Genomic DNA, 22,519 nt, shown 5'->3' on the forward strand with positions numbered 1-22,519 from the left:
TCAACCTAAACGGTGCGTGGTACTGGCTCGATCCCTCGACGCACGCCATGGCCACGGGCGTTCAAACTATCGGATCATGTGAATACATATTTAATAGTACCGGCAAGATGATGGCTAATTGCTGGTCAAACGGTGATGGGTCTTGGATGTATCATTCGTCATCCAGCGGCGCAATTGACCTTAAAGGCATCATGACCGATTCGGGAATCCAGCTGATTGACGACGACGGTAATGCCAGAACTGGTTGGATTGAGAGTCAGGGTGCTCGATATTATTGTTCTGCTAGTGGAGTAATTCTGACTGGGTGGCAGCAAATTGCTGGGTCTTGGTATTACTTTAACCCGGATGGTCGAATGGCGACCGGCTGGCTTAACGATGGCAGCAACTGGTACTGGCTGGATTCCGCTTCTGGCGCGATGAAAACGGGATGGCTTTCCCTTGGGGGCACATGGTATTACCTTGATGCCGCACGTGGGGGAGTAATGTTGAGCAACGGTTGGTATTGGATCGGCTCTACTGACTACAAGTTCAGTTCATCCGGCGCAATGGTTGGCGCTTGGGTCGATGTCCCGTGCTATTTGCAGTACCCGGAACTTCCTACTGGCTGTGAGTCGGTTGCCCTTACAAACTTGCTTAACTACTATGGTTTCGGTTTAGGTAAGACGATTATTGCGGATTATTACTTGCCCAAGGGAAGCAACGGCAACTTTGTTACCGCCTTTGATGGCAACCCAAGGCGTAGCAGCGGGGGTCTCATGGGATGCGTCGCCCCTGCGATTACTATTGCTGGTAATAACTTTCTGCGCGCTGCGGGAAGTATCATGCAGGCAAAAGACGTTTCTTTCTCGTCAATTTCTTCCATTAAGAACAGACTGACCTGTGGACAACCTGTTGAGATGTGGAATACCGAATGGGGAAGTTGGCCAGGAGGCCGTTATGCTGCTCGTTGGTATAACGGGCATTCCTATGGTCTGTGGGGCGGTAATCATGCCGTAGTCCTTAAAGGCTATGATGACGAGCAGGGAATTGTCTATCTTTCGGATTCGATTAACGGCAATGTTACGCGAAATGCCCAGGTGTTCTTCGGCACGTGGCAACAGATGGATAGCCAGGCTGTGGTAATTGAATAGCCATGATGCTAAAAGGGGAGAGCTCGTCGAGCTCTCCCCTTTTACTATATTGTTAATCAAGCTACGCCGTCTTATTACGTCCAAATAGTTCGTCCCAGCTACTAGCTGCCAAAACTGTTCCGCATACAATTACAACGCAGCAGATTACGGATGCCATATCGGGAATTGTTCCAAGCAAGATCAGGCCAAAGACCACCGACCATGCCGAATAGGAGATATTCAGAGCCATCGCACGCGCTGCTCCGATTGCCGCAATCCCCTTGTAATAGAACAGATAGGATGCAGTTCCTGCGAGTCCGGCGAGTGCAATAATCAATGTAGGCATGCTCGGGATGGCACCCAGCGTGAAATGCCATGCTCCGAAGAGGGGGAGTACAAGCACTCCATAAACAAGCGCACTTGTAGTTTCGCGGATTTGCAAAGCCGTTTCGTCATCAACGGCATCATCTTTCATTCCCCATGCGCACAACACCGCTTCGGATCCCCATCCGATAACAGCAAGCACCGCGCCGAGTAAGCCGAGGGGGGCATTTGCAATCTCGCTCGATCCGGCCGATAGATAGCCCATCGTCATTACGCCGCAAAGAGCAACGAGAAGGGAAAGAATCTGTCCTTTGCCCATTTTCTCCTTCAGCAGCACGAAAGAAAGGAATGCTCCGACAGCGGGATAGAAGGCGGATATAATTGCCGTGTAGGCTGCTCCGATATTATTAATCGCCAATACGTATCCGGTCATTCCGATAGGTCCACCGAGCAGTGCGCCGGCGATGACGACCTTGCCCGAACGAGTTTTAAGTGCAGCGAGCGTGTCTTTTAATCTGCCTCGAACTCCCATGTACCCAAAGAGCCAGATCGCACAGAAGGCATCATGGAGAAAAGATCCCGCAATGGAGGCACATGCAAGCGCTTCCGCCGATCCAATATAGGGCGCGAGCGCCAAACCGATTCCAAGTATTACTGTATCAAGGCCCCAAAGAAGACCGCTAAAAAAGCCGAATTGCATCGTTACTCACCTTTTCGATAGATCTCCAGTGCCTTTTTAAGGTATTTGGCACTGTAATTGAAGTAGATATAGAGCCATTCGCCTACGAAGTCGCCTTCGGCTTCTTTCAGAAGAGACCAGAGGTACCAGCACCATCCTGCAAGGGCAATGTGCGCATAGTTATGTGCAACTTCGTTGTTTGTTGCCTTGCGCCCAAAATATGCATCAAGCGCGCGGTCGACTTCATCTTCGGAAAGCTCGCAGCAGACACTGCACGTTCCAAAATCGTTTGCATAATCGCTCATGCCAGCATATTCCCAGTCAATGAGATAGTACTTGTCGTTTTCATCGATAAGGAAATTGAGGTAAAAGAAGTCATTGTGACAAAGGCATTTTGGCGCATTGTCGGCCTGGACAAAGTGCTCCAATTCATCGATTTCGGCGGCCATTTCCCTGTAGCCTGGAATGTCGATAGGGCCTTTTTCCAGAAGAAGTGATTCGTAGCGCTTCGCTTCGAGGTAGAAGTCAAATTCGGTTTCGACATTTGCACCGCTCTCGTGAAGCGAACGACACATCTGCATCATTCGATTCATTTGGGCATCATCATGCGGATCAGGCTGCTTTGCGTTGGGTACAAACTTCGAAATTTTCCAACCGCGCTTTGGGTCCTCATGAATGAACGTGTCGTCAAGGCCGAGTTCCTTGGCCTTTTTAAGTGCGGCTACTTCTCCATTTCTGTTAATAAGCAGTTCGGTCCCGACTCCCGGATGGCGGTAAACGTACTCTCCGTCATTGGTTCTAAAGTGGCACGATAGATTCGTAAGACCTTGTTTAAGGGGATAAACGTCGTGAATCTCTGATTTGGAGCAGCCGAGCACTTGCTCGATGTTATCGAAAATATCGGAGTCAACGTTTTCGATAAAATGCGGATCAAAGGCACGCAGTTCATCAAGAGAATCGAATTCGTTGATCTCGCCCTCAGGATACTTTTTGATCACCATATCGAGCTCCTTGATGTGCTCGATATATAGATCTTCCCAAAGCTTGTCCGTTGTTTCGGGCTTGTTATATTCCGTTTCGAGAATCTGCTTAAATGCAAGCGAGAAGGCTTTATCAAAGTAGACATGTCCGAGCATATACCAAGCATCGGAACCGCCAATCGTAACATTGGTGATTCTGTCCATTGCTCCGGTTTGAATGCACCATTCTTTGGTGGCGCCTTCAGCATATTGAGCAGAATAAAATGCTTTCCAAACGTATGCTTCAAACGGATTGTTTAGAAGGTAATCATCGCTTGAACAAATATAGGTGTTGCCAAGCCGCTCTTTTACGCACATAAGCGATGCGTGGTTATTTTTGGATGCATATTCGTTGTTGACGACAATCGAAACGCCGAACTTGCTTTCGAGATAGAAGAAATATTCTTTTTTATAGCCGACAACGACGGTGATATTGCTGATACCTGCGTCTTGCAGCTGCCTAATCTGACGTTCGATGAGAATCTCACCACGTACCTTTAAAAGGCCTTTGGGCTTTTCATACGAAATGGGAGCAAAGCGGCTCGAAAGCCCCGCAGCCAATATCACTGCGTTTTCAACCTTATAGGGGTGAAGTGCTTCGTAACCGTTGTCGGTTAGGCTGTCCGATTCGAGAAGGCCTTCATTCGTAAGCTCTTTATTTGCTGCGTTTACCGATCCAAGTGAGAGGCCAGTGCGCTCGGCAACTTCTCGCTGGCTGGCATATGGGTTCTTTAGGTATTCGTACAGAACAGTAAAGTTACGCTTGGTCAGTTCCACTGCAGGCCTCCAATTAAGATGTTCATTGCTTAGGGAAAGAATAGAATGATTGAACGTTATGTTCAATTTAATATATTTATCTACATAGACTGAACAGACAGTAACGAAAATCAATCCTGGAATGTGGATTAAAATAAATAAATGAGATATCTGGGAGGGTCGCTTATGTATCGATTCGAAAAGAAGGCCACGCTTGTTTGTGCTGCTGCGTCATTAATTACTGCTTGCTGCTTGCCCCTGAGTGCGAATGTCGCGTTTGCACAGGATTCCGTTGAGGCTCAGAGTATTGAGTCAAAAGCGGATTTTTCTTCTGTGGTTTCCGATGATTTGCAACCTGATAATTCTTCCGTCATAAAAGATGGCTGGCAACGAGACGAGTCGTCTGGAGTTTGGTATTACGGAAAAAACGGTAAACACCAAACTGGCTGGCTGCAAAGCGGGGGCTATTGGTATTGGCTTGATCCAGCCAATGATGGTGCAATGCAGACAGGTTATTTCAATGTGACCGATGCTGACGGATCGACTGCTTCGTTTTATGCGAATGACGGCAATGCCGCAACGCCTTTTGGCGCGCTATATCAGAACTGCTGGCTACGTAACTCAGATGGAAATTGGTTTTATGCCAATGCTGGAGGCGATTTAGCTGCTGGTTGGTTTTATCAAGACGGCACATGGTATTACCTGGATCCTGCCACCCATATAATGCAGGTTGGTTTTGTCGACCTCGGGAGCGGGAAATACTATTTAGATGCCACTGGTGCTATGAAAACCGGCTGGATTCTCGTTGACGGGAATTGGTACTGGGCTTATTCATCGGGTGCCCTTGCTTCGTCATGGCAAACGATAGGTGGGGCTCGCTATTATTTTGACCCACAGACGTTCATCATGTTTAAGGGTCGTCAAAAGATTGATGGAAGAACCTACATTTTTGGTGACTATGGCCTCGCAAATGGATGGTACAAAGACGGAGCAGATTGGTATTACTGCTCTAACGGTATTGCGGCCACTGGCTGGAAACTCGTTAACGGCGCTTGGTATTATCTCGACCCAGCCTCCGATGGTAAGATGTCCGTTGGGTATTTAGACCTTGGCAATGCAGCATATTATTTGAACCCCAATGGGGTTATGGCTGTTGGCTGGGCTCAGTCCGAGAACGGCTGGTATCTAGCCTCTCAATCTGGTGCGCTTATTTCTGACTGGTATAAAGAAGGCGCTAGCTGGTATTACCTGGACCCTGTTAGCCATCTAATGAAAACGGGCTTATTTGAGGTGAGCGGCAACGATTGTTTTGCAAACCAGAGCGGTAGGCTCGTGGTTTCAAGCTGGGTTACCGTTAATGATGGCGTTGAAAGATATGCCGATGATAATGGATATCTTTGCAAGGATGTGATTCGCGAAAACGGCGCTATTCTAAAAACCGCTGGAGCTGATGGTTGGCAGGTTGCGTCCGGCTGGGTTAATGTCGCAAATCTAAGGTTTTACGCTGAGCCCGGAACGGGTGCCATTCATCTTGGATGGCTGCAGATTGACGGCGATTGGTATTGGCTTGATGCCAATTCTGGCGTGATGAAGACCGGATGGGTTTTTACTGGTGGTTCATGGTATTACCTAAACGCTGACGGAAAAATGGCAACTGGTTGGAAATGCCTGAATGGAACATGGTATTACCTTGAGTCCAATGGAAGCATGCATGTTGGCTGGCTTAAAGATTCGGGTAAGTGGTATTGGTTAGACGGCAGCGGCGCTATGGCAACGGGCGCAAGGACCATCGACGGTGTTCGCCGAATTTTCTGGAGCGATGGCCAGTGCGACAAAGTTGGCTGGCAAAATCCATCCCAGTATCCTCAGGTCAGTTCTTGGACTGTTCAGCTGCCTAGCTATTGCACCGGATACTTTACCTATGTGACCCCTTCTCGCATTTCTGTCGAAGCAACGCGGGAAGATTGCGTGAACGCCTTTATCCAGCGCGCCTATGAGTATATCGGTACGCAATATATTGAGCCTTGGTCTACCGCTCCCGGTGGAGCTGTTGATTGCTCTGGTTTTGTCTTGCAGTGCCTTTATGCTACTGGCATGGATATGGGTGTTTACAACCCTTATAACCATCGCTGGGATCCAAGCCAAACCTACAATTCCATGAATTGGTATCGAAGCAATATCTTTATGCCCGTGAGCACGAGCTCGATTCAACGCGGCGATGTGATTTATTACCGCGGTCATATTGCAATTGCACTTGGCGGCGGCTTGATGATTGATTCCTGGCCTCATCAAGGTGTCGGAATTCATCCTATTAGCGCAAGGGGAAATGTAATCGGCGCAGCTCGTCCGTTTATTTAATAGATTCCCTGCAAGACAGTCGGTACCGGTTGGGGGCTTGAAATGAATGCTCGGATTGATCATCGAATTTGCTGGCGAGTAATTGGCTTGATGCTATTTTCCGCCTTACTTTCAGTTACAGCCCCCGCATTTTCTTGCACTGCTTATGCCGTGGAAGAGGGGGCGGATAACGGTGTCGTAGAGCGCGACTCGACAGGAGGGCCGGGAGCATTGGTCGGTGGCGGTTGCTCTCAAGACTCCAGCGATTGTGCCGGCAAAACAACGGAAGATTCGAGCCTACAGGTTGTCGAAAGCCATGACCCGTCGACTACAGAACAACTATCTGGATGGCAATGGAACGGTTTGTCCTGGTATTACTATCTAGATGGCTGTCGTTTGACCGGAATTCAGAATATTGACGACTTGCTGTACTACTTGGACCCCGCTCGTGACGGCGCAATGAGCTGCGGCTGGATTTTTACTGAAAATAAGTGGTATTACGCGGGTCCGTCAGGCGCTTTGGCAAGTGGCTGGCAGTTTATTGGAGACCAATGGTACTGGTTTGACTCCCTTAACAGCTGTTCTATGGCTACTGGTCGACGTGTTATTGATGGGCACCCTTATCTTCTTGGAACCTATGGACTGATTAATGGATGGTACCTTGATAACGGTTTATGGTATTGGGGTAGCAATGGTGAAGTCTTAACCGGCTGGCTTCAAACTGGCAATAACTGGTATTGGCTTGATCCCGCCAATGATGGTGTTATGTCTAGAGGAATCGTTTCTGTCGGTTCGTCTCGTTACTATTTATCGGATTCCGGCGCAATGGCTGTTGGTTGGGCGTTTGATGGGACGGACTGGTATTACGCTGACGGTTCCGGCGCACTTGCATCGGGCTGGCGTTTGGTGAATGGCGTTTGGTATTGGCTCGATGTCGCAAATGACAATAGAATGGCTACCGGCTTTTATGTCATCGGATCCAACCGGTATCATTTTTCTTCAACGGGAGCGTTGTCACTTGGCTGGTTTATGAGCGATGGAGACTGGTATTACGCTGAGCCTTCTCAAGCGTCGGGCATTATAAAGACTGAATGGCTGAAGGACGGTGGTCAATACTATTATCTCGATCCTGCCGCCGACGGTAAAATGCTTCTTGGTCATTTTTCTGTAAATGGGAAAAGCTATTATGCAAAAGCTTCAGGCGCTGTTGCTTGTCGTGAATGGGTAGATGTCCAGGACTCGGTTCAGGATGAGCCATCTAAGGCTTTTGCTGGTTCTGATTGCTCATTGTGTGGAGCATTGCGTAATGGAAAACTGTTTACATCAAACGGCGATGGCGAATTGGCCGAAGCTCACGGGTTTGTGATGCTTGGAGGCTGTAAGTTCTATGCTGATTCAACCGATGGCTCCCCCTGCGCTGGATGGAAGAACGTTAACGGAAAATGGTACTTTTTTGATGAGACCGCTGGCTATGCACGATCTGGCTGGCTGTACAAGGATGGCTCCTGGTTCTATTTAGATCCGTCCACTTATGCTATGAAAACCGGTTGGGTTGCCGTTAACGGATCTTGGTATTACTTGAATTCGTCTGGTTATATGCAGACAGGATGGCTCAATCTGGGCGCCACCTGGTATTGGCTTGATGCTAGTGGAGCTATGGCTACTGGCTGGCGCGTTGTGGACGGATCCTGGAATTTCTTTATGGCTAACGGCGCGTGGGTGTCAGACTATATGGATGCTAAGGCTCAAAGTTATTCAAGCAATACAAATTGGCTGATACTTGTCGATACGTCACGTTGCGTTACGAGTATTTACACTGGATCCTGGAATAACTGGTCCTTAAACCGTCGATATGTATGTTCGACGGGAAAAGCTAGCACGCCTACGGTGATAGGGGAGTATCAAGTCTACGGTAAGGGATACTCCTTTGGGCATGGATATACTTGCTATTACTACACGCAGTTCTATGGTGATTACTTATTCCATTCCTCACCCTACTACGTCAACAGCAACCGCGTGATGGATCCCACGATTGGCGTTCCATCCTCTGCTGGATGCGTACGCCTTGAGATTCAGAATGCAAAATGGATTTACGATAACATTCCTTATGGAACAAAGGTTGTTACTTATTGATATTAGGCACTCGTTTTAAGAGACAGGGATAAAGACTCTATTTTTAAAAGAGTTTCTTTTAACTGAGGGTGCTTTGATAATCTTTAAGCAATGAATTTGGGAGGATTTTTGGAAATAGAAATGGGAAATGATATTGGCGTATGCGTACTTCTCTCAGCTTATAAACCCGATCTTAAGTTTTTCGCGGAACAACTTGATTCGATAGATAAACAAACGTTTCCGCTTACGCTTCTAGTTAGAAATGACTGCCCTGAATCGGATTCATTAGAGCGGTTTATCCAAGCGCATATAACGAAAAACGCCTATCGGTATTATCACGGTGATAATAATCTCGGTTATGTCAAATCGTTCGAGGCGCTGCTCTCCTTGGCGGAAGGGGATTACGTAGTACTTTGCGATCAGGATGATATTTGGGAGCCAAATAGAGTTGAAGTTTCGCTCAACCATATGCTAGAAGAAGGCTCAATTCTAGATGTTTGTGATAGATCGGTAATTGACGAAAACGGAAATATTCTGGTAAAGAGTTATAGGAAAGCTCATCCTAATTCGCCGGAAGTAAATTGGTGCTCTGGAGAGGATATTACTGTACAGGCCGCAAGCGTATGTTACGGCATTGGTATGGCTCTCATGTTAGATGCGAGTGCGGCGAAGTCGATGATTCCCTTTCCGGAATCGACTGCACATGACTTGTGGTTGACATTGGGTTGCAGTGAACTGGGGAAGTGCAGCTTTACTATGACTCCTTTGGTTAAGTATCGTCGACATGGTGGTAACGAAACTGGATTCCTTGCAGGTGTTTCTTCAAAAGATGATTGGTATTCGACAAGAGTTAAAAACAGGGTTGATACTGCTAGGCGATTTGCCGATAGATTTCCCGATTCACCGCATCTAAAGGAAATATTGGGGTTCGCTGAAGCAAGGGAGCGGCGCTCCATAATTGGTTTACTTAAATACCGACGAGCTTGCCCGTCTATCGCTAAAGCAGATATCATTATACGTCTTATGCCGAATTGGCTGTTTATTTTGATTTTAAAAGAACTTAAAGCTGCGAGATAGCTCCGTATCCTCATTTCGACAGGTTTAGAAGGGCGCTTATATTTGTGAAGGCCACAGAGAAGACTCTTTCGATTAAACATAATATGTTCTGGAATACCGTCGGTTCGTTGACTAATTTAGGCTGTCAGTGGCTTATCACCATTTTGGTCGTTCGGCTGTCTGATGGATATAGTGCTGCAGGCATTTATTCGCTGGCTATGTCTATTTTCAACATGTTTTCTCAATTAGCCCAATACAGGATGTACACGGTGCAAATTGCAGATGTTGAAAGGAAAAACTCTGCTGGTGAATACCTGACTTTTCGTTTCTTTACAACTTTTATAGCGTTTGCAATGTTAGCCGTCTATTCCATTGCAACGTGTCGTATTGGTACGGTGCCCGCTATTCTTCTGTATGCTCTCTATAAAACCGCTGGCTTAGTCATTGATGTCATGCATGCTAATGATCAGGTTGGTCATAGGATGGACTATATTGGGAAATCCCTCATAATGCAGGGCATCGGCTCTCTCCTTTCATTCATTCTTGTCTTTGGATTTTTTAATAGCCTCGAAGGTGCACTGTTGCTTATGACGGTAGTGACAATAGGCATCGGAGTTATTTACGATTATCCAAGATCAAATCGGATTTCTGCAATCAAGCTTGGAATTAGCCGAGCGAAGGTCAGAGCCTTCCTATGTAGCTGTTTGCCCATCGTTCTGGGCGGCATTGCTGCTTCTGCGGCGCCGAATATTCCCAGGCAGTATTTATCTTATTCATTCGGAGATTCTGCTCTGGGTATTTATGCATCAGTTGCTGCACCTGTGGCAATTATCCAAATGGGTGCGACCTATATTTATAATCCTTTATTAGGTTATCTAGTAGAGCGTTACCATTCTAGAGAAAAGTCCTTTTTTTCGCTCATGGGTAAAATACTTGCTGGCATCTTTTTTGTCGGTGTCATATCTTCAGTTGCCCTTTTCTTTTTCGGTAAATTATTGCTGTCACTGTTTTATGGCGCTGGAATAGCTAAACATACCGATCTCCTTCAGCCTATGTTGGCTTGTGCCTTTTTGACTGGCATCGCTTGGTTTGTCAACGATTTGTTGGTTTCTCTTGATAATTACCGAGGGGTATTTGTTGGCAGCATGCTGTCCTTAATTAGTGCTGTCGCTGTTATGGCTCCTGCGCAAATGCTGTTTGGCTTAAATGGCCCTACTGTATCGGCGCTTATATCCAATGCCATTTGCCTTATTTATCAGTCTTCTGTTTTGGGGAAACAGACGCAACAATGGTTCGGGGAAAAGAGATAGGCCGATGATGTCTAAAGCTCACGCGCTATTAAAGCTTCAAAACACTGAATTGGATATCCTTCAGGTTGTCGCCGCATTCTGCTCTAAGCACGGCATCAGGTGGTGGCTTGACGGTGGAACATGTTTAGGAGCAATGCGTCATAGGGGGTTTATCCCTTGGGACGATGATATAGATATCGGAATGATGCGTTCAGATTATGACCGCTTTTGCTCTTTAGCCGAGGGTGGGTTACCGGAAGGATATTCGCTCCATACATCGCGGAATACTACTGGCTATGCTGCGATGTTTGCTAAGGTGTATCGCGATGGAACTCGCTTCGAGAATCAAGAGGCTCGAGAGGCTTCCAGTTCGATGGGCATTTTTGTCGACATCTTTCCATATGACCAGCTCTATACAGATAAACGCCTTCGTGCAAAGCAAGTCCGAACTGCATCAATTGCACAGAAAAGAGCCTATTTATATCATTCTTCTTCCATTGTTGTCCCTCATAAAGGGTTCCTTGGTCAACTCGAGCAAATTGGTTGTTCTGCTATACACGTGGTGGAACAACTGGTTTCTCGAGGCGCATGCTCTTACCAGGATTTGTTCGATTCCTGTATTGCCGACTCAAATACGGGTGAGGTCTCTGATTACTGTCTGACGTTAAGCTGGCCGAATATGGCGCCAGTGCCTATTTCAGAGATTTTCCCTCTGAGCAGTGCGGTTTTCGAAGGCAGTGAATTCCCTGTTCCTCGTATGACGGATAAATATCTTACAACGATGTATGGCGATTGGAAAAAAATACCGTCACCGGATAATCGACATACCCATCTTCCGCTCTTGCTCGACTTTGGAGATGGGGAAGTCTGGACTGCACAGAATTAAGGATATGACATCTATATCAGATGAGGTTATGTGATGAGCTCCTCTATTTGTATTTTCACTCACCATTATCACCCGCAACTTAGTGGAATTGGTAATTTTGTCGATGGTCTCGCTCACGCCTTGACTGCACGCGGCGATAGGGTGGTTATCGTTACTAATGATTCGATGCGCGTGGGAGTCGGTCATTCAGTCGAAAACGGCCTGGAGGTAATTCGTCTTCCTTGCATTCCGTTACTTGATGGAAGACTTCCTCTTCCCAAAAAAACCAGTGATTATTACCGACTCCTGCAAACCCTTGATGATTATGAGTGGAATGGTGTTCTGATAAACACGAGACTTTTCCCTCTCTCGCTCGAAGGGCTGAAGTTTGCTGCGGATCATAGTGCTAAGGCTGTTGTTCTCGACCACGGCTCAGCGTATCTCTCTTTCAATCAGCCATTTCTTGATTATTTTGTTCGCCGATATGAAGATTGGATTACTGATCGCGTAAAGTCGTTTGAACCTGATTTCTATGGGATTTCTTCTAAAAGTGTTGAATGGCTTCAGCACTTTAATATCACTGCAAAAGGCGTAATTTCAAACTCAATCAATGCCTCATTCTATAGGAGTATTTCTTCGGGGAGAGATTTCCGATCTGAATTAGGTATCCCTCAGTCATCTTTGGTTGTAGCTTTTGTCGGGCGGCTTATTCCTGAAAAGGGAATTTATTCAATTATTGAGGCGGCTCGCACAAAAGATATTACCAAGCGTGATATTTGTTTTGTTCTTGCAGGGGATGGTCCGCTGGCTAATGAGGTCAAGGAAGCTTGTTCGTCTAACTTGTTTTGGCTTGGGAGATGTAACACAGAGGATATTTCCTCCTTACTTCAGCAAGCAGATGTGCTTTGTCTTCCAACTCGTTCCGAAGGCTTTTCAACGGTACTTCTTGAAGCTTCAGCCTGCGGAACGCCTGCAGTGGTAACAGACGTGGGCGGGGCACGCGAGCTTATCTTAGATGATAGCTACGGCACAATAATTCGGTCCATGGCATCTGATGAGGTGGTTTCGGCATTATGCAGGCTTTTTGATGATCGAAAGCTGCTTTCTCTTCAGTCTCGAAACTCTAGGGCGCTTGTTGAAAATCGATATAACTGGGATGCCACTGCTATGGATGTCGAGAAGGCGTTTTGTATTTGCTAAGTGATACTTGGCTGGCTTTTGCTTAGCTTTTGAGTGAAGTTGGATTTGAGATACGAATTTGTTATTGTCGACTTACCCTATTCGATTTTGTCTTTAGTTGGAGATGCACGTTTTGAATAATCCTGCAATTAAGAAAAGCGAGTACGCGCTTGCCATCTTTGGGCTGGGACTTCTTTTATTAGCTGTTGCGACATCATTGCACTATAAGAATTCAAATCTATTCATTCTTGAACTCTTTTGCGATGTCGTTGCTGTTGCGTGCTTATATTTGCAACCGAAATCACAGTCGGGTGGTGACGCTATTCGTCAGATAACCGTCCTCGTCGCGTCCAGCATTCTCAGCAGCTTTCTGCTAGTTTTAATCATATTGACTGGTGCGAAGACGTTTGGCCCCTTCGATCTTGACGCATGGAATATCGCAAGTCTTGTTATATGCTTTCATTTAGTTTTAGCGTTTCAAGGCATTGAGCTTTGCTATGGCCTGGTGAAGAGCTTTGTAGCCTCGGTTAAGAAAACTGATACTAAGAAGTGTTTCTTTTTTTTGACGGTTTCTGTTGGCTTTGCTGTTTTAATCGCTTTTATTGGCATTCCGCTCGATAAGTCAAAGACGGTGTTGTTCGCGTCTGCTTTGCCCATTACTGTTTTGATCGGGTTGATTGCTATTAATGGGGGCACTTCTTATCTGAAGCCCGAACTGTTCGCTTTCGCATGCATTGTCTCGGTCGGTCTATCCGTAATTATTTGCTTCCCCGTTACAAATTTTCTGACATGGGATGATGAGGTCCACTATGGAAATGCAAATAGTGTTTCCTACCTCACAAATGCTGAAATAACAAATTCTGACCGAATGATAGTCGAACAGTTTTATAGGGGGGACGGCTTTAGTTTGGATGCATCTTTGGGTAAGTACCCAATAGATGAAACAAGAGAGTTTAACCGTGGCTCTGTTGAGCAATTAGTCAGAGAGGCCGATAAAAATAATATAGCTGAAGGTATCGAACGTGTTAATTGTTTTGATAGTGTGGCTCTTTCTAAAATTGCCTATATTCCTTCATCTATCGGCCTTTGTTTGGGTCGCTTGCTTCATCTCCCATTTTCTATCAAATTTGCATTGGGAAAATTATTTAATTTACTTGCGTATGCAGTTATCTGCGGAATCGCAATTCGTATAGCCCCTTGCAGAAAATGTCTTTTCACTTGTATTGCGTTGTTCCCGTCTGCCGTGTTAATGGCAGCCAGTTACTCGTATGATCCCTGTGTGATATCGTTCAGTTTGCTAGGAACAGCTCTTTTGTTGAAGATGCTTGTTTCTGAAGAGGATATTTCTGCAAAAACATTCTTCGGATTTCTATTATCTTTTGCAATCGGATTTGCAGCTAAAGCGATTTATTTTCCCTTATTCGGACTTGCGCTTTTAATTCCTGCAGATAAATATACTTCGAGCAAGCAAAGACGTATCTTGATTGGAGCTGCACTATTCGTTTGCGCCATAATGATTTTATCTTTCTTGACGCCATATTTCTCTTCTGTCGTAAATAACATTTCTGATGCACGTGGTGGCTCCGAAGTCTCTACGGCTGGTCAAACGACGGGAGTGCTTGCAAATCCAGTTGGAACTATAGTTGTAATCTCGAATTTCGTTTTTGGATCGATGCTGACCCCGGCGTTTCTCAATTCAATATCAACGAATATGGCTTATCTTGGGGACGTGTCCAATCTGTTCCCATGGCTTTCATATCTTCCCATCGTGTTGTTTGAGGCTATATGCATTATTGATAATGAAAAAGTTACTAGATTTAAGTTTAGCCGTTTCGGGATTGTTTGGACTCTATTCCTGGTTCTTGCTACTTGCTATTTAGTTGCTTTGGCTCTATACATCGCCTTTACAGGAGTTGGAAGCCAGACAGTTGCGGGTGTTCAGGCGCGATACCTCATACCTTTGTTAATACCTTTCGCCTGTCTTTTGCTCAGGTTTCCTATTTACTGCGACGAGGAAGAGAAGACTAAATGTACAGCCTTTATGCTCGGGATTCCATTTGGGCTGCTGTATTTTGTGTTTTTCGAGCTTTTGTATATCCGATTTTTCTAAACTAGCGCTATAAGTCATGGCTATAGTAAGAGGGGATAATAGTTGGATTAGATTGGTTCGAATGGGACGGCGTTGAGGACTCAGGACATGCGTTCCGCATTTGAGACAGAGGTGCACGGGGCCCTTACCCTGCTATGATGGGTGGGGACTCCGTGTGGGCCCCAGTTAAGCAAGCTAAATATCTAAGCTTGAGATGTAACTTCGCGATGGCTAGTCAGGATACTGTAAACTTAAGTTTGAGTTAAACTGTGCGTTGGGCTGTAAGAGTCGCAATTTCTTCAAGCGTCGCTAAGAGCCAACTTTTTTGGAATGGATGAATCTCGATTGTCTCTTGCTGCAACAACATGTTCAAAAGGATATCCGCGTGTTCTCGTAATAATCCCTGCCTATAACGAACAGGAGTGCATTCTCGATACCGTTGCGTCTATAAAAGCTGCGGGATATGACTATGTTGTAATCAACGACGGGTCACAAGATGGAACGCTTGAGCTTTGTCGAGAGCATGGTGTCAACATATTGGACCTGCCACAGAACCTTGGTATCGGTGGAGCGGTCCAAGCGGGCCATAAGTATGCTCAGAGATTTGGCTATGATATTGACATTCAGGTTGACGGCGATGGCCAGCATGATCCTTCTTATGTTCCTGAGCTTGTAAAGCTGATTGAGGGTGGGGCGAGCCTGGCGATAGGCTCTCGATTTCTGGTTGAGACTGATGGTTTTCAGTCAACTTTTATGCGTCGCGTTGGAATCAGGTGGCTTTCATTTTTGCTCGAGCTGCTTACGGGTAAGGTGGTCACCGATCCCACTTCTGGTTTTAGGGCATGCAATAAAGATGCTATCGACCTGTTCTGCAAGAGTTATCCTGATGACTACCCGGAGCCAGAGTCGATTGCTTTGGCTATGAAGCTTGGTCTTCCCGTTATGGAGGCGCCTGTAAAGATGAATGAACGCCAAGGCGGACGTTCGTCCATCGGGGGCTTCTCTTCCGTCTACTACATGATCAAGGTCACGTTAGCCATTGTTCTTGTGTGCTGGGTTCATAGGGGAGATAAATAATGAATCTAATTTTGAGGATTGGTGCGGCCCTCTTTTTCGGCGGCTTTCTCGTCTATGTTTTGCGGCTCGTGTCCAACGGAAAGATGCTTCTTAAGTACTCTCTGTTGTGGATTTTGATGTGTATGGCGGCCTTGATTTGTGATATATGTCCTCAAATTATTTATAGTTGCTCAACAGCTATTGGGTTTGTCAACCCAGCCAATTTCCTTTTTTTGGGTGCAATCGTGCTGTTGCTTGCAATCTCTCTGTCTCTTAGCGTTGCCGTGAGTCGTCATGTTTTGGCGATTAAAAACCTTACTCATAGGATTGCCCTACTCGAAAAGGAACTTGAGAAATGGTCTAATCATGAATGAGCTCAATACGATGGTTTGATTCAGTTCCTTCGGCTATTCCTCATTAAGTCTCCCAGGGTGGTTGTCAATCTAGTGCCGGAGCCCAGGGACCGTTATGCTCGAGTGGTCCCGGTGGTGGGGGCTCGCTCTTGAGTCAAAAGTCCTTTCATTATCGAACTGCCTGAGCAATATTCTTTCCGAAGCATAATTTGACTGGGGTGTTTCGCTGTAAATCGTCATCTGGATGGACAGCGGTGACGAGGTCCTTGGTCCGATTGTTAAATCGTCTCAGCCGTTATAATTCACCACTACTGTACGCCAATTGGCTTGTATCGATGCATAGAGTCAACTTAAGCCAGCCGGAGAACTCCATGGCAAAAGAACGTAATTCCATTGTCGAGCTTTTTTGGTTAATCTCAATGTGGTGTGTATTTGCGCATCATTTTGTAATACATAATGCAGATGATATATCGGTTTTTGCTAGTCCTTTAACCCGTTTAATTTTTAAGGGAGTGTTTCTCCCTATTGGAAAAGTTGCAGTTGGCTGCTTCGTGTCTATCGCCGTTTGGTTTATAGCCGACAGAGCTTCTTTTAGCATTAAAGATGCGGTCAAGAAGCTAATAATTCTTAATAATGAGGTTGTTTTTTACAGTATAACTTTAGGGATTATTTCTATTTTTACGGGCAGTTTGCCCCTTTCGGCCTCTTTCTTTATCAATACGGTCTTTCCAATTGCCACGGGGTATGGATGGTGGTTTAACACTTCTGATGCCGGCCTTATTTTGCTGCTCCCCTATATATTGGAGGGGCTTCGAGCCTGTAGTAGAAGCGAGCACAAATTCCTTTCACTATCATTATCGTTTGCATTTGGATTATTTCGATATTTGCCGTTCGTTTCGTTTCCAGCCGAAGGAATGCTCATCGATCTCATCGTTCTCGCAATTGGTGTCTGTTATTTACGATAACAGTAAATTTTAATACCACTAGCTGGAATAAGTTGGCGCTTGTTGGGACTGCATGTTTTATATCAGGACTTCTCTTGCTGTACCTTCCGTATCATTCGCAAGGAATAATTCACGACTTTGCTGTGAATCTATTTAACGGGTATGTTTATTCATCAGCTAGCATTCTTTCAATGGGTCTCTCGTTTGCAGTATTTCTATCAGTATTTAAATTGTGTCTGAAATATTAATTTAATTCTGCCCGTGTCAATTGGCTTGCGGGATCCGCTTTTGCCGTATATCTGATTTCCGACAATTCACTTGCTCAAAGCTGGCTCTGGAAGCGTCTGTTTACCTTTACCAATCTGGGAAATCAACTTGGAATACTGTTAGTGATGGTGATTCCATCGCTGGTGATGGCTTGTTGCCTGACTGTCGATATCGGAAGAAGGACGATTAATTCACACTTATCTTTGACTAAAAAGTCGTTTGTCTAACATTGATTACTCTCGTCTGCTGCTCCATAATTGCCTAATAGATATACAATCCATATGCTGATGAGTGATGTGTCGTTTTATCTGATGCGACATGTTAAACGATTTTTTGGGCATGCTGTTTATTTTGGGAACTGTGGCTCTAGGTCGATTGTGCCTGGATATTCAAAGGTTTATCTGATTACATAGGAAGAGTGAAATGATGAGAAATCGGCATTTGAGTTTATTCAGCGCGATTTGTCTTGTATCAATTTGTTTCACCCCTCTTATATGGCCTACGACCGCATTTTCATTATCTTATGATTATGCAGTTGAAGGCGCTGATGGATCTTTGGTTCAAGCGGGCCTGGAGGCATTTGGGACACTGGGCGGCGACCGCTTGACTTCGGATTCCGTTAATTTAAAAGCGTCTATTGATTTTTCGACATATGAATATACCGGCGCCGCGATTACTCCTGAGGTTTCTGTTTTTGCCGTCGATGGGTCTGTGCTTGTAAACGGTATCAATTACGAAGTCTTGTATTCAAATAATGTTGCCCCTGGCTGTGCCGCTATAAGCGTGAATGGGCTAGGGGATTACTCCGGTATTTCAGCCCAGTTGTCATTTCGAATTGTTCGTTCCTCCGATAATAGCATCGCTCTTCCTGGTTCTTGGGCCTACCAAAATGGTAAATGGTGGTGGAGATATGAGGACGGTGGCTGGCCGTCAAACTGTTTTCTGACTATTGGGGGAGCGGAATATTATTTTGATTCCGAAGGCTACGCAGCTACTGGCTGGAGATATCTGAGTGATGGATGGCACTTATTCTCTGGGTCCTGTGCGCATTTGAAGGGATGGGCTGCCAGCGGTAGTCATTGGTTCTACCTTGACGAAACATCAGGTTTAATGAAGACCGGCTGGGTTTTAGTCAATCATAACTGGTACTATTTGGACCTTTCGGGCGCTATGCAGACTGGCTGGCTGTTCCTTGACAATACTTGGTATTGGCTTGAACCTTCTGGATTAATGGCTACGGGCTTTAAACTTGTTAACGGTGCGTTGTATCATTTTTCTCAATCTGGATCCATGAGCACTGGTTGGTTTGTTGACGATGGGACATGGTATTGTGCCAATGCCACTGGAGCGATTCGCGCTGGATGGTTTTACTATGGCTCTAACTGGTATTGGCTTGATCCTAACAATAATGGTGCCATGCTCCTAGGTTTTCAAACTGTGAATGGCTCTATTTATTATTTGGATCCCGATAGCGGTGGTGCATTAGAGTGCAACGCCTGGATCTTCTCGCAAGATGGAAGCGCATATTATGCGTGCGGCAGTGGAGCAATTGTGTTAACGGGTGTCAAGGACAGCGTGGGCGCGATTAAGCTCAACGACGCCGAAGGAAAGCCCATGGTAGGCTGGTATTGGTCTTCCGCTGCTCAGACGTGGTTTTACACAGATTCAGACGGGGTGCTGCAGCACGGTTGGCAATTAATTGGCGAGAGGTGGTATCACCTCGACAACGAATCTGGCGTTATGAATACAGGCTGGTTCCGCGATGCTGACAGGCTATGGTATTACCTTATGGCGTCAGGTCAAATGGCAACCGGCTGGAACAGTATCGATAATGGCGAGTATTTCTTTAATGCAGCTGGTGCTTGGGTAGAGCCCGAACGTTCTGCCCACACTTCCTCTCAGTCTCAAATTGTTGGCCGCTGCTACAACGTTCCTTCTCCTGGAGTGGGGTTGTGCTCGGAGTGGGTTAGCGAGGTTTTTTATCCCGTGCTAGGGTCTTATCCCAACGGTGACGCATGCGACATGTTTTGGAATTGGTGTCACAGTCGAGATATATCGCAGCTTAAGGTTGGAATGATAGTTGCGGTCCCTACTCATACGCATACAAATGCGGGGGCTCGCTGGGGACACATTGCTATTTACGTCGGTAACGGTATGGTTATGGATAACATCGGCTACATCAGGACGACATCACTGGCCTGGTGGCTGAACTACTACCACACTACCGCTACGCCTCAGTGGGGCTGGGTTTTAAATACGCCTTTGGAATAAGATGCTCTCTGACTGTCGAGTGAAGGACAACTTATCACAATAGGGGAATCGAGGGTTAATCCTCGATTCCCCTATCTAGCCTAGACACATGCTAATTTGCCTAGATTGAATAAGAAAAGAAATGCAAACTTCTTATAAATGATAATAACGATTCGCGGGTTCCCCGACGGTGAAGTTTGGATTCATATAAGGATCGCCTTCGACGTAATACTTAGCCCATCGATAATTCATGTACGCGACCTCTTTGTGGAAGCGGATCTGCTTCTCCGTATTGTTTTCAACGCCTCTAGAAATCGACTCGTAGTGATAGAGCTCGACTTCAGGTGTGTATACGATCAGGTCGTTGATCTCGCGTAGCTTTAAGCAAAAGTCAACATCATTAAATGCAACTTGAAGCTCTTCACTGAAACCTCCGACTTTCTCATATTCGCTACGCTTGGTCATTATGCAAGCTGCGGTGACGGCGCTGAAGTTTTGTTGTGCATCGTTGAGCGCAAAGTAGCCCCAGTTATCCTTTGGCATGCTTTGACAAAGATGTCCTGCCACGCCACCAGTGACGCATAAGCCCGCGTGCTGAATGGTGTTGTCGGGATAGTAGAGTTTTGCACCAACTGCGCCAACATCCTCTCGTGCGCAGATGCCAAGCATGGTCTCAATCCAATTGGGGGTAATTACCTCAGTATCATTATTCAACAGTAAGAGATAGTTTCCTTTGGCGTGAGCCACGCCAAAGTTCATGAGCTTGGAGAAATTGAATTCGTGTTCCCAAGTTACAAGACGAACGATATCAGGATATTTTGCTTGCAACTTATCGTAATAATCGAACGTCGCCTTTTCTGTGCTGTTGTTTTCGATTATGACAAGCTCGTAATTGTCGTACGTTGATTTTTCAGCAATTGACTTAATGCAGTTGTCCAGAATGTCGGCGTGGTCTTTAGTCGGGATGATAACTGACACGAGTGGATGGGAATCTGGCACAGCGTAGGTTACTTTATATGTAAAGGGACGACGCGCTTGTTCGACTTTCGCATTGAGCCCAAGCCTATCCAAATGACTCTGGACCGCTTTGATACCTGCGATGGTGGCATACGGCTTGCTATCGGCATTTGCTGCGGTGGAGGTCCCGCTTAGGCGCCAGTGATATAGAACCTTTGCAACATGATGAACTTTCCTTGCCTTTTCCACGGCGCGGAGAGTCAGATTATGATCCTGTGCTCCATCGAACTCTTTCGTGTTCGGTTCTAGAACATCAAGCAGCGACTTACGGATGGTAAGCATATGGCAGATATAGTTATTGTTTCTGAGCAGATCGATATTGAAATCCGGCTTAAAGAACGGCTGCGCTAGTTTCCCATCGGGCATGAGTTTATCTTCGTCGCAATAAAGAAGATCGACGTCATCATCGTTTTCAATTGCCTCGGCATATGAGAACAACAAGTCCGGTTCAAGAATATCGTCATGGTCAAAGAAGCTAACGAAATCACCGGAAGCGATGGCAACGCCGGCGTTTGTATTTTCGGAAATGCCCTTATTCTCGGTAAGGTTAATTGATTTAATTCTGTTGTCGTGGGCCGTCTCCTGCTCAACACGTGCCTTTAGTTCCTGATTGTCAGGACTTGCATTAACTAGGATGAGCTCCCAGTTTGCATAAGACTGGTTTTTTACGGATTCGGCCATATCGTTAAAGAACGAAATGGGTGTGTTGTAAAGAGGGACAATGATGCTGAACTTCGGAGCGCTGTTGAAGACGATTTTTCTCTGCTTCTCCAGAGCGCCGATAGTCGCCTTATGTTCCGTGAACCATTCGGGGTATTCAGGGTCGAACTGCGCATGGGTAAAGAGGAAGTTGGTCTCCTCAAGAAGCATGCCTAATTTATCGGGCGTTAAGCAGTCGAATGCACTGAATGATGGGTGATTTTGATCGTCAATAACAAAATAATAACGATCGAACGTCTTTGGCATACGAACCGAGAGCTGCGTTTCAAGTTGCTTTTTCTCAGACGTAAATCCAACGCTTGTTACATTCGAACCGAAATTGACGATGCTCAAATCAACTTCATTGAGGGTTCGATCGAGGCAGCGAAGTTTGATTTGGGAGTCGCTACGATACGGCGTTCTCACCGTGCACCTAAGGATGTAGTCGCTTGAATCTTCGATGCACTGCCAGAAATCAATCGTTGCCATGTCAAACTCTGAAACGTCATCATAGTTTCGGAGTTTACTGCACATGTCAGGTTTAATTTTGTAGTTAAGGCGAGACTCCCATTTGATGTTCTTGCAATTGAGTGAAAGGGAGTCGCTGCTCAGGGTACGACCGTCTTGGCCGATTTCGCAAAACTCAATTTTGATGGTGCGGGCATCGGGATCGGGGAGTACAAGGACGTATGAGTTCGAGTCACAACCATTGTCCCGGAATTTTAGGAGGGATAAAGGTAAGCAGCGGTTGTCGTTTGTAGCCGCTTGGGCTGTTACGCTGGAGCCTTTATGGATGCCTTCAATCTTAAGCTGCTGGTAGATTTTCCAGTTTCCTCTGCATACTCCGGTTGTTTCGACTCGCATTGTCTGCCTTTCGTTTGTTGGACACTGCCCATTGTACTTTTTCATTTGTTGCCTCGCTAGAAATGCAGAAAGAGTTGCGTGTTTCTGCTGTCCGATTTAAATAAGAAGACGGGGAGGTTGCTACCGGTGCGTATAATTTAATTAACTATGCATCTGTAATTAGCGGCTTTTGCTCAACGATTGTCAATCGAGAGGATTTTTATGAAAGGCATCATCCTCGCCGGCGGGTCCGGCACCCGCCTGTACCCGCTCACG

At 45.9% G+C, this 22,519-nt stretch carries 16 protein-coding genes; 13 read left to right on the forward strand and 3 right to left on the reverse strand.

Annotation, left to right across the window (positions count from 1 at the left end):
- The coding region (locus tag I2D41_RS08260) for a C39 family peptidase (protein WP_195364207.1) at nucleotides 1-1,130 on the forward strand (1,130 nt) is incomplete at its 5' end.
- Nucleotides 1,131-1,191: 61 nt separating this feature from the next.
- Here I2D41_RS08260 and I2D41_RS08265 read toward each other — a convergent pair.
- Nucleotides 1,192-2,133: a DMT family transporter gene (locus I2D41_RS08265; protein ID WP_195364208.1), complete on the reverse strand. Its 942-nt coding sequence runs from the start codon at nucleotides 2,131-2,133 to the stop codon at nucleotides 1,192-1,194.
- Between the two features lie 2 nt (nucleotides 2,134-2,135).
- Nucleotides 2,136-3,908, reverse strand: coding sequence for a phosphotransferase (locus I2D41_RS08270; RefSeq protein WP_217495622.1), 1,773 nt, complete (start codon nucleotides 3,906-3,908; stop codon nucleotides 2,136-2,138).
- 165 nt (nucleotides 3,909-4,073) lie between these two features.
- On the opposite strand from I2D41_RS08270, the gene I2D41_RS08275 reads away from it, so the two are divergent.
- The 11 genes from I2D41_RS08275 (at nucleotide 4,074) to I2D41_RS08325 (ending at nucleotide 19,705) form a co-directional block, all read left to right on the forward strand.
- Nucleotides 4,074-6,245 carry an NlpC/P60 family protein gene (locus I2D41_RS08275; RefSeq protein WP_195364209.1) on the forward strand — a complete coding sequence of 724 codons (2,172 nt, stop codon included), beginning with the start codon at nucleotides 4,074-4,076 and terminating at the stop codon, nucleotides 6,243-6,245.
- A 42-nt stretch (nucleotides 6,246-6,287) separates the two neighbouring features.
- Entirely contained in the window at nucleotides 6,288-8,357 is a 2,070-nt protein-coding gene (locus I2D41_RS08280; RefSeq protein WP_195364210.1) for a L,D-transpeptidase family protein, read from the forward strand.
- A 108-nt stretch (nucleotides 8,358-8,465) separates the two neighbouring features.
- Nucleotides 8,466-9,413, forward strand: coding sequence for a glycosyltransferase (locus I2D41_RS08285; RefSeq protein ID WP_158554631.1), 948 nt, complete (start codon nucleotides 8,466-8,468; stop codon nucleotides 9,411-9,413).
- Nucleotides 9,414-9,457: 44 nt separating this feature from the next.
- On the forward strand, nucleotides 9,458-10,702 hold the full coding sequence (locus I2D41_RS08290; RefSeq protein ID WP_195364211.1) for an MATE family efflux transporter: 1,245 nt from the start codon (nucleotides 9,458-9,460) through the stop codon (nucleotides 10,700-10,702).
- A 4-nt stretch (nucleotides 10,703-10,706) separates the two neighbouring features.
- A complete protein-coding gene (locus I2D41_RS08295) occupies nucleotides 10,707-11,567 on the forward strand; it encodes a LicD family protein (RefSeq protein ID WP_195364212.1) in 861 nt (286 codons plus the stop codon).
- Between the two features lie 33 nt (nucleotides 11,568-11,600).
- On the forward strand, nucleotides 11,601-12,746 hold the full coding sequence (locus I2D41_RS08300) for a glycosyltransferase family 4 protein (protein ID WP_084591857.1): 1,146 nt from the start codon (nucleotides 11,601-11,603) through the stop codon (nucleotides 12,744-12,746).
- A 112-nt stretch (nucleotides 12,747-12,858) separates the two neighbouring features.
- On the forward strand, nucleotides 12,859-14,835 hold the full coding sequence (locus I2D41_RS08305) for a DUF2142 domain-containing protein (protein WP_195364213.1): 1,977 nt from the start codon (nucleotides 12,859-12,861) through the stop codon (nucleotides 14,833-14,835).
- Between the two features lie 324 nt (nucleotides 14,836-15,159).
- The gene (locus I2D41_RS08310; protein ID WP_229042286.1) at nucleotides 15,160-15,891 is read left to right on the forward strand and encodes a glycosyltransferase family 2 protein; all 732 of its coding nucleotides are present in this window, start codon (nucleotides 15,160-15,162) and stop codon (nucleotides 15,889-15,891) included.
- Entirely contained in the window at nucleotides 15,891-16,244 is a 354-nt protein-coding gene (locus I2D41_RS08315) for a DUF2304 domain-containing protein (RefSeq protein WP_035138621.1), read from the forward strand. The genes I2D41_RS08310 and I2D41_RS08315 overlap by 1 nt, the downstream gene beginning before the upstream one ends.
- 350 nt (nucleotides 16,245-16,594) lie before the next feature.
- Nucleotides 16,595-17,188 (forward strand): hypothetical protein, encoded by a 594-nt coding sequence (locus tag I2D41_RS08320; protein WP_195364214.1) that lies wholly within the window; start codon nucleotides 16,595-16,597, stop codon nucleotides 17,186-17,188.
- Nucleotides 17,189-17,857: 669 nt separating this feature from the next.
- Nucleotides 17,858-19,705, forward strand: a complete 1,848-nt coding sequence (locus I2D41_RS08325) for a hypothetical protein (protein ID WP_195364215.1) — start codon at nucleotides 17,858-17,860, stop codon at nucleotides 19,703-19,705.
- Between the two features lie 132 nt (nucleotides 19,706-19,837).
- Here the strand turns inward: I2D41_RS08325 and I2D41_RS08330 are convergent, their stop codons facing one another.
- Nucleotides 19,838-22,309 (reverse strand): glycosyltransferase family 2 protein, encoded by a 2,472-nt coding sequence (locus I2D41_RS08330; RefSeq protein WP_195364216.1) that lies wholly within the window; start codon nucleotides 22,307-22,309, stop codon nucleotides 19,838-19,840.
- A gap of 156 nt (nucleotides 22,310-22,465) precedes the next feature.
- Between I2D41_RS08330 and I2D41_RS10255 the strand changes: the two genes are divergently transcribed.
- The coding region (locus tag I2D41_RS10255; protein ID WP_199583465.1) for a sugar phosphate nucleotidyltransferase at nucleotides 22,466-22,519 on the forward strand (54 nt) is incomplete at its 3' end.

Source organism: Collinsella aerofaciens, from assembly GCF_015552075.1.
GTDB classification, from domain to species: domain Bacteria; phylum Actinomycetota; class Coriobacteriia; order Coriobacteriales; family Coriobacteriaceae; genus Collinsella; species Collinsella aerofaciens_Y.